This is a genomic window from Streptomyces sp. NPDC101166, assembly GCF_044768125.1.
GTDB lineage: Bacteria > Actinomycetota > Actinomycetes > Streptomycetales > Streptomycetaceae > Streptomyces.
On the sequence record NZ_JBIWPF010000250.1, the window covers coordinates 1 to 1,153 of the forward strand.

The following is a 1,153-nucleotide window of genomic DNA, read 5'->3' on the forward strand; positions in this document are numbered from 1 at the left end:
CCGCGCCACGCCGGGAACCGTCGGGTCGGATTACTGTTTCGGTATGGGTGTCGGGGGCCAGGCCACGGGCGGTGATCCCGAAGCGCTGGACCGGGTGCTGGCCGGCGCCCGGGGAGTCCGGGTCCGCGAGATGCCGGGCGACGCGCCGACCCTGATAGAGGAGCGCGACCCGGTTGCCGTGCGAGCGCTGCGGGAGGCGCTGCGCGTCTCCGACCTGCCCGGCTTCGTGTGCATGTGCTGGGGCGATGTGGTCCTCGACTTCTTCGACGCCGGCGAACGCCCCCTCACCTCCGTGACCCTGCATCACGGCTACTCGATCCGCTGGCCCGGTTGGCCGCAGGACGCGCGGCTCGCGGACGGGATGCGCTCACTGGAATGGCTGGCGGTGCGCGGTGTCGCGGTGCCGCTGCAGGAGTTCCGCGCGGCCGAGCGGCGCCAGGCCGAGAGCGACCGCATCGCATACCGCTGGGTGGCCGAGATTCCCGATCCGCTCATCCCCTTCGCCGGACTCTTCCTGGATACGTCCACCACCACCGGCGGCGGTCTGACCGGGCCCCAGGTGGAGGAGGCCCGCGCCCTGCTCCTCATGACGTACCCGGATCCCGTCGATCGAATCCTGCGACTGTGCGCCTGGTTCGCCGGAGGCACCGGGAGGTACTCGGGATACCCTGCGCACGAACGTATTCCGGCGCAGTTCCTACTGCTGGAGGACCACGCCGATTTCGCGCGTGCGGTGGAGCTGGCCGACGAACACGCCACCGCGGGCGCCGTCCGCTACCTGCTCAGCTGGGATACCCGGAAGCGCTTGGCCCACCTGCTGGCCGCGCTCTCCCCGGGCGGCCGCCGCAAGATTCTGGTGCACGCCCGGGACACGGAAGCCCGCCGCTGGCTACAACGCCGCATCGCGGGATTGCAATAGATCAGCCGACCGGGGCCGGGCGCAGCAGCTGCTCACCGCAGAAGCGCCGGACCACTTCCTCATCGCTGAATTCGGACTCGGGAACGCCCTTTTCGTCGTCGACGCGGCAGGTGCTGTGACCGTCCTTGTCGTAGGTCCGGATGATCTCGGCGACGAACACCAGCTTCGATCCGACGAACTTCTGGAATTCGATGTACTTGTCCGCGGGACCGTTCTTGGCCTCCCCCGCGATGT

2 protein-coding genes are annotated in these 1,153 nt (G+C 69.5%); one reads left to right on the forward strand and one right to left on the reverse strand.

The window, feature by feature from the left end:
* Nucleotides 1-919 (forward strand): hypothetical protein (locus ACIRS4_RS38135; protein ID WP_404204854.1); only part of this gene is annotated, 919 nt, incomplete at its 5' end.
* 1 nt (nt 920) lies between these two features.
* Here the strand turns inward: ACIRS4_RS38135 and ACIRS4_RS38140 are convergent.
* On the reverse strand, nt 921-1,153 hold a 233-nt coding region (locus ACIRS4_RS38140; RefSeq protein ID WP_404204856.1), incomplete at its 5' end, for a hypothetical protein.